Below are 6,982 nucleotides of genomic sequence, written 5' to 3' on the forward strand. Positions count from 1 at the left end.
GAATACACGAATACACGTTAAGAAAACTGCCTAAGGACGCCAGAGATATTCCATATGGACATTGGTATTAATAATTAAAGCCCACATCGTAGGCTTTTTTTATCGGTAACTTATGATTATTCGTTGCTGTCCGGCAGCGATACCTCGGTGGGAGAAATGGTCTCTGACGGGTAGCAGCCGAGCACCTTTAGATAACGGGTAAGAGTAGTGAGTTCGTCCAGCGCACTTTGCATCAGGTTGCTAGCCATATTGGCCTCAACATCGACGTAAAACATCTCTTCCCACGGGTTACCGAGCACGGGCCGAGATTCAAGCTTGGTCATATTGATGCCACGCTCGCGCAATACCATTAAACACTCCACCAAGGAACCCGCTTGTTGTGACGTCGACATAATAAAGGTGGTCTTGGCAGGGGTCAGTGATGATACTTTAACCGGCTTACGAGCCACGACAATAAAGCGAGTGTGATTTTGCTGTTGGTTGGCAATCTCGCTCTTAATCGCGGTTAAACCGTAAAACTCACCACTGGCAGCATGGCCAATCGCGGCCACATTAGGCTGGTTTAAATCCGCTACTTGTTGCATGGCTTCAGCGGTGCTGGAGCAATAAATCTTCTTCACTTTACCCAAAGTATCAATGTATTCGCTGCATTGCTGGTGCGGTTGCGGGTGGGCATACAAGGTATCAATTTGGCTTGGGTCTTGGTCGCCGACAGTCAGCAGGCAGTGGTCGATAGGCAGCGTAAGCTCACCGACAATCGATAAACGTGTGTGCTGCAGATGATCGTACACTTCGTTGATTGAGCCAGAGCTGGTGTTTTCTACGGGTAAGATACCATAGTCGGCATGGCCGGTTTCTACCGTTTCGACTACTTGTTTAAAGCTGTCACAGGCCATCTCCACCAGTTCGGTTTGCTTGCGGCTAAAATACTGGCGCGCGGCGAGGTAGGAGTATGAGCCTTGGTTGCCCAGGAAAGAAACTCGTGCCACCGGACGCTGATTGTCGGGATTAGCGAGGTTTTGTAAATAGCGTTGCTGAATCAGCACCGAGTCTTCGATAATGGTGTGAAACAGGCTCAGCACATAGTGAGCATCTAACTGGTGATCTTGCGCTTTGGTCACCAGCTTTTCTAATAAGGCTTGCTCACGGGCTTGATCGCGAATCGGTTTTTGCACCGCGACTTTGTTTTTGGCGACGTCTAGGCTTAAGCGACGGCGCTCGGCCAATAGTGTCAGCAGCTCTTGATCAAGCTGGCTTATTCGCGTGCGTATCTCATCCAGTGGGCGTGGTGTGTCTGACATAAATTATCCTTGTTCTAATACAAAAAAACCTCCCGGTTGGGAGGTTAGTGCGCCAGGCTGATTGGGCTTAGCACGCTTCCTCCCGCGTTGGCGAGATAAAAAAGAAGCGAAAAAAACGAGCGTCAATCAGCATTGGGCGTTGTGTTGTTATGTTTGCGTATGGATTAACCATATGGGGCGCAGGCTGGCGTGTCAAGGATCAAAAAGCCCCGCGAAGACGGGGCTAACATGTTTAGCGATTTAGGTGTTGCGCTGAGGGTTAGATTTCCTCATCGGTTGGATTTTCTTCCATCGCAACCGTCGCAGCAGATTTATCATTGCGACGTGCTTCGCCTTTGTGTTGGACCTTATTCAGTTGCTTCTCGAGCTTTTGGCCCACATCATTAATTGCTTTGTACATGTCATCGCTTTCTGCTGAGGCAACCAGCGTTGAGCCCGGCAACCCAGCTTTGGCTTCGACTTTAAACTGGTGGTTTGGCTCTTTACTGATCACAGCGTGAGGATTGATGAGTGCCACCTGCCACTTGGCCAACTTATCAAAGCGGCTTTCGATGCGCTCACGGATGGCGGGAGTGATTTCGATGTTTTTGCCTGCAATTTCCACTCTCATACTCGTTCCTCTTTGTTCCCCTGTATTAGGTTCATCTTTAGATTACCGCTTTACGCTATTGATAACGTGACTTGGCTCATGTTTAAAGGGGGGAGAAAAAACGAAAAGTTGAACTGTGAGCCTTCACGGATCCTGACATTTGTTAAGCATGAAATCCCTTGAACTTAAAGACAAAAATGCTACCTTGGGAGAGGTCACGAATGCTGATTTACCCGCCAGTCAGGGCCGCGTCGCGCCTGTGTCTTTTCCTATTTTTCCCTGTGGTTAAAAATGTGCCACAAATCAGCTTGTGCTTTTTGGTGCACTTCGGTGAAACGAGAGTGGCTCAAGCAAACTGGGCATAAAAAAGACGACCATGATGGCCGCCTTTAAAAAACGCTAGAAGCGCGCTTAATTAGTTATTGGCGTGTAGCTCGTGGTTGAGCTCGACCGCACTTTTGTTGGTCAGACACTCAACCGCTCCTGTTTTTGAGTTACGGCGGAACAGTAGATCCGCTTTGCCCGCCAAATCACGCGCTTTGATACTTTCTACTGCTTTTCCATCAGCATCTAGCATGGTTACCTTAGTGCCCGCGGTGACATACAGGCCTGACTCGATGGTGCAACGATCGCCCAATGGGAAACCAAGACCCGCGTTGGCACCTAATAGTGAATTCTCGCCAATCGATACGACAATCTGGCCGCCGCCACTGAGGGTACCCATAATCGACGCGCCACCACCAATATCACTTCCTTGACCGACCATTACACCCGCAGAGATGCGGCCTTCAATCATGCTTTTGCCTTCGGTGCCCGCATTAAAGTTGATAAAGCCTTCGTGCATCACTGTGGTGCCTTCACCGACATGGGCGCCCAAGCGAACGCGGGCGGTATCGGCAATACGCACACCGGCAGGTACCACGTAATCGGTCATTTTCGGGAATTTATCCACGCACTCAACGGTCAGCGTTTCGCCTTTCAAACGCGCTTCCATCTGACGCTCAGGCAACTCTGGCAAGTCGATCGGGCCTTGGTTGGTCCAAGCAATGTTGTGTAGCAGACCAAAGAGTCCGTCAAGTACCACACCGTGTGGTTTCACTAAGCGGTGTGAGATCAGTTGAAGCTTCAAAAAGCCTTCTGCAACCGATGCAGGCTTGCTGTCATTTTCGAGGATCACCAGCACCAGCGGTTGGGTAGTTTGTTGTGCCATGTTGGCGAAATGAGCGGCCTCTTGAGCGCCAGCCGCCGCGAAGGCTTCACTGATAGCACTACAGGTTTCTGGTGCAATCGCTACTACCTGATTACCCGCGTCGTAATCTGTCAGCGCGCTTAATGCGCGGACAAGATCATCGCTCGGGTTAAGAAGCGGAGCCGGGAAAAAGGCTTCAATGATTTTTCCGTCCTGGTTTTGGGTCGCGGTACCGAGTGCCAGAGCAAAGCTTGCCATTGGGGGAGATCTCCTTATAGATATTTGGGCTTAAAACATCGAACGCTTCATCTTAAAGACAACCGCCAGCGGTTGGAAGTACTCAACTGAACACCAAGGTAAAATCCCACACAGGTCGGGGCACTGATTCGTGTTGATGCATAGCGTGGGTGATACCTTGCGAGTGAAATACAGGTTCAGCGTATAAAAAAAGCAAGCCAAGTGGGCTTGCTCTTTCGCGGATGCCAACAGGATCAGCAATGGGAGTACTAGGCAGCGTCAGCGTCTTTGCTGTCGTCGCTACTTTCATCCGTTTTACTGTCACTCGCTTTCGCCGGTTTTTTCTTGACGGCTTTACGTTTGGCGCCCAGCGCCTCGAGGACCGAGTCTTTGTGTTGAGCAAGGTATAGCGACAAGGCTTCACGCTTTTCTTCGTCGTCTACTAGTTCGCTTTCTCCAATCAAGTCGAACATCGCATCTGCCATATCCAACATTTTATCGTAGGCATCGGCTTCGGCTTTGGAGGTAAATGTCATCTTTTCTTCTCCCTCGCGTTCGACCACGTACTTGACGATAACGGCCATAATTACCCTCTCTTCGTTGATTTACTGTCTTTTTATACAGTAGGATAAGGGCCATTGTCTACCGACCCTGCCGTGATTGTGACATGAGAGAAAAATTTAGCACCATTTATCAACGTGCCGCCGATCGCAAAGGTGGTCAACGAGAATTAGAACGCATGCTGGTGGCACCGCTTGAACATCAGGCGCTGTGTGAAATACCGGATGATCGCTGGTTAGCAGCGTTTAGCCAGAAGGTATTTCAATCGGGCATTAGCTGGCAGGTGGTACGCAAAAAGTGGCCGGGATTCGAAGAGGTTTTTTGGTATGGCAGTATTTAAAAAAGCACGGTAAGCGATTGGGCGGTAATACGGGTGCTTATACCTTGCGCCGAATGGGCAAGGACACCTTCTTGTTCACCCGCGATATTGAGCACTATCTGCGCGCGACTAAAATCGTTGATAGCGGCCGAGAGACCAAGCGGGCGATGCAAGCCGCGCAACAGGCATTTAATGAGTGGCAGCAAGAGTCGGGCCGTTCACTGAACCATATCAGCCAGCTGATTGCCTTCAGTGTGGGTGATAATCGCGTTTAATCGCTCAGCGATTTGCTGTGCTATCACACAGTTAGCAAGTCGTGTGCAAGGTCGCGGCGTGTCGGTGGCGGTTTGCGCTTATCACGGCAATCGGCCACAATCGATGCCAGTTATCTTTCCCATGTGAGCGCCTTGTGTTTACTGTTTATCACTCTAATCAGCTCGAACTGTTGAAATCGCTGTTGGTCTCCCTGATCCAACAGCGTCCGCTGTCTGACCCTTTTCAAAAAGAACTTATTCTGGTGCAAAGCCCCGGCATGGCGCAGTGGTTAAAAATGGCACTCGCTAACGAGCAGCAGATTGTCGCTAATGTCGAATTCCCGCTTCCCGCTACCTTTATCTGGCAGCTATTTGTGCGAGTGTTGGATGGTGTGCCTGAGCGCAGTGATTTCAACAAAGAGGCGATGACATGGAAGCTGATGGACATCTTACCCAGCTGTCTGGATGAGCCTGAGTTCGCTGATTTAGCCGCGTATTTAGAAGATAGCCAGGATCAGCAGCGTGCTTATCAGCTGGCCGAAAAAGTGGCCGATATTTTCGATCAGTATTTGGTCTATCGCCCCGAGTGGGTGCTGGCATGGGAGCAAGAACAACCAGTGCCAGAGCTTGACGATGTGCAACCTTGGCAGCAAAAACTGTGGCGCCGCTTATACGATCACACCTTGGCGTTGGGCCAATCGCCTTACCATCGCGCCAATTTGTATCAAGAGTTTATCGATACCTTAACCAGTCATCAGCACAAACCTGCGGGACTGGCTGATATTGAGCGGGTCTTTGTGTTTGGCATCTCCGCGCTCCCACCACGCTATCTGGATGCGTTACAAGCACTGGGTGAGCACGTAGAGGTTCACTTTATGTTCACCAATCCATGCCGTTATTATTGGGGCGATATTCGCGACAAGCGCTATCTGGCTAAACGTGCCGCATTAGCGCGGGATAAAATCAGCCGAATTGAAGACATCCCCGCCGAGAGCCAATTGGCACTGGGGCTTGATGAGCCCGAGCATGGTGAAGTAGGGAACAGTTTGCTGGCGTCGATGGGAAAACTGGGGCGCGATAACTTACTGCTGCTCTCGGAAATGGCCTGTAATGAGATTGATAGCGGCTTTGTTGAGGTTAACCGCGATAATCTGCTGCATCACATCCAAGCCGATATTTTGGATTTGAACGAGCCGGGCGATCCCAAGCAAACCGAGATCAGTGCGGCGAAAACAGAAATCAAGCCAGATGACGCTTCCATCGCAATCCATGCCTGTCACAGCCCGATGCGCGAAGTCGAAGTGCTGCACGATCAGCTACTCGCGATGTTTGAGGCTAACCCATCACTTAGCCCCCGTGATGTGATTGTGATGGTGGCGGATATCAATGCCTACAGTCCAGCTATTCAAGCGGTGTTTGGTAATGCGCCTCGCGAGCGTTTTATTCCTTTTTCCATTTCAGATCGCAGCGCTGATCAAGAAAGCCCGGTGTTAGCCGCCTTTTTGCGTCTGCTCACCCTGCCTGATAGTCGATGTAGTGCGGCGGAGCTTTTGGAAATTCTTGAGGTGCCGGCGGTGTCGCGCCGTTTTACCATCGACAGCCAACAGTTTGATCAGATTAAGCAGTGGGTGGAAGAAACCGGCATTCGCTGGGGGCTTGATACCCATACCGCGAGTCAATTTGCCTTGCCTGAGCAGTATCAGAATACGTGGCTATTTGGCCTGAAACGTATGTTACTTGGCTATGCGATGCCGAGTGAGGCTGGATTGTTTGCAGACACCGTGCCTTATGATGAAGTCCAAGGGCTTAATGCGGAGCTTGCTGGGCGTTTAGGGCTGTTTATCGACACCTTGATTTACTACCAGCAGCAACTGGCGATTGAATGCGATGGCAAGACGTGGATGGCGCGGTTGACCCAAATGCTGGATGACTGCTTTGCCATTGAAGGCGATGAAGAGTTAGCGATAAAGCTTATCCGCACCCAGTTGGACAGTTGGCTGACACAGCTCAGCGATGCTGCATTTACCCATACGCTAACCTTGCCCGTGGTGCGCGATTACTTTAATGGTCGCCTCAATAACGAGCGAGTCAGCCAGCGCTTTTTGGCCGGGCAGGTTAACTTTTGTACCTTGATGCCAATGCGCTCCATTCCCTTTGATGTGGTGTGTCTGCTGGGGATGAACGATGGCGTGTACCCGCGCACTGTGCCCAGTGTCGGCTTTGATTTGATGGTCGGTCGCACGCGGGCGGGGGATCGCTCGCGCCGCGACGATGATAGATACCTATTTTTAGAAGCGCTGCAGTCGGCACAGCAGCGTTTGTATATCAGTTATGTCGGTCGCTCAGTGCAAGACAACAGCTTAAAAGTCCCATCGGTACTGGTCACCGAGTTGCTTGAGTATTGCACTCAGGGCTACTGTTTGGCCGGTGATGGCGATTTACCCGAAGCGCAGTCACGCCAGCGGTTGGAAGAAAAGCTTATCCAGGCTCATCCACTGACGCCCTTTAGCCCACAGGCGTTCGCTCATGGTG

The 6,982-nt window shown here is 50.8% G+C and carries 5 protein-coding genes and 1 pseudogene; 2 read left to right on the plus strand and 4 right to left on the minus strand.

From position 1 onward, the window contains the following. Window positions 1-116: 116 nt before the first annotated feature. The 4 genes from pheA to BZG79_RS09490 all read right to left on the minus strand — a co-directional run bounded on the left by pheA (window position 117) and on the right by BZG79_RS09490 (window position 3,900). Window positions 117-1,301, minus strand: a complete 1,185-nt coding sequence (pheA, locus tag BZG79_RS09475) for a prephenate dehydratase (protein ID WP_077774258.1) — start codon at window positions 1,299-1,301, stop codon at window positions 117-119. Window positions 1,302-1,560: 259 nt separating this feature from the next. Then, window positions 1,561-1,911 carry a ribosome-associated translation inhibitor RaiA gene (raiA, locus tag BZG79_RS09480; protein WP_021022049.1) on the minus strand — a complete coding sequence of 117 codons (351 nt, stop codon included), beginning with the start codon at window positions 1,909-1,911 and terminating at the stop codon, window positions 1,561-1,563. A 394-nt stretch (window positions 1,912-2,305) separates the two neighbouring features. After that, window positions 2,306-3,337: a 2,3,4,5-tetrahydropyridine-2,6-dicarboxylate N-succinyltransferase gene (dapD, locus tag BZG79_RS09485; protein WP_077669410.1), complete on the minus strand. Its 1,032-nt coding sequence runs from the start codon at window positions 3,335-3,337 to the stop codon at window positions 2,306-2,308. Window positions 3,338-3,585: 248 nt separating this feature from the next. Then, on the minus strand, window positions 3,586-3,900 hold the full coding sequence (locus BZG79_RS09490; protein WP_077660046.1) for a YebG family protein: 315 nt from the start codon (window positions 3,898-3,900) through the stop codon (window positions 3,586-3,588). Window positions 3,901-3,983: 83 nt separating this feature from the next. Here BZG79_RS09490 and BZG79_RS09495 point away from each other — a divergent pair. After that, window positions 3,984-4,471: pseudogene (locus tag BZG79_RS09495) on the plus strand (hypothetical protein). Between the two features lie 134 nt (window positions 4,472-4,605). Next, the coding region (recC, locus tag BZG79_RS09500; protein ID WP_077774259.1) for an exodeoxyribonuclease V subunit gamma at window positions 4,606-6,982 on the plus strand (2,377 nt) is incomplete at its 3' end.

The sequence above is a fragment of the Salinivibrio sp. MA427 genome, from assembly GCF_001996115.1.
Taxonomy (GTDB): Bacteria; Pseudomonadota; Gammaproteobacteria; order Enterobacterales; family Vibrionaceae; genus Salinivibrio; species Salinivibrio costicola.

What these genes read in the sequence shown, in the direction of transcription:
- pheA (WP_077774258.1), bottom strand. Translation starts at nt 1,301, where the DNA reads ATGTCAGACACACCACGCCCACTGGATGAGATACGCACGCGAATAAGC.
- raiA (WP_021022049.1), bottom strand. Translation starts at nt 1,911, where the DNA reads ATGAGAGTGGAAATTGCAGGCAAAAACATCGAAATCACTCCCGCCATC.
- dapD (WP_077669410.1), bottom strand. Translation starts at nt 3,337, where the DNA reads ATGGCAAGCTTTGCTCTGGCACTCGGTACCGCGACCCAAAACCAGGAC.
- BZG79_RS09490 (WP_077660046.1), bottom strand. Translation starts at nt 3,900, where the DNA reads ATGGCCGTTATCGTCAAGTACGTGGTCGAACGCGAGGGAGAAGAAAAG.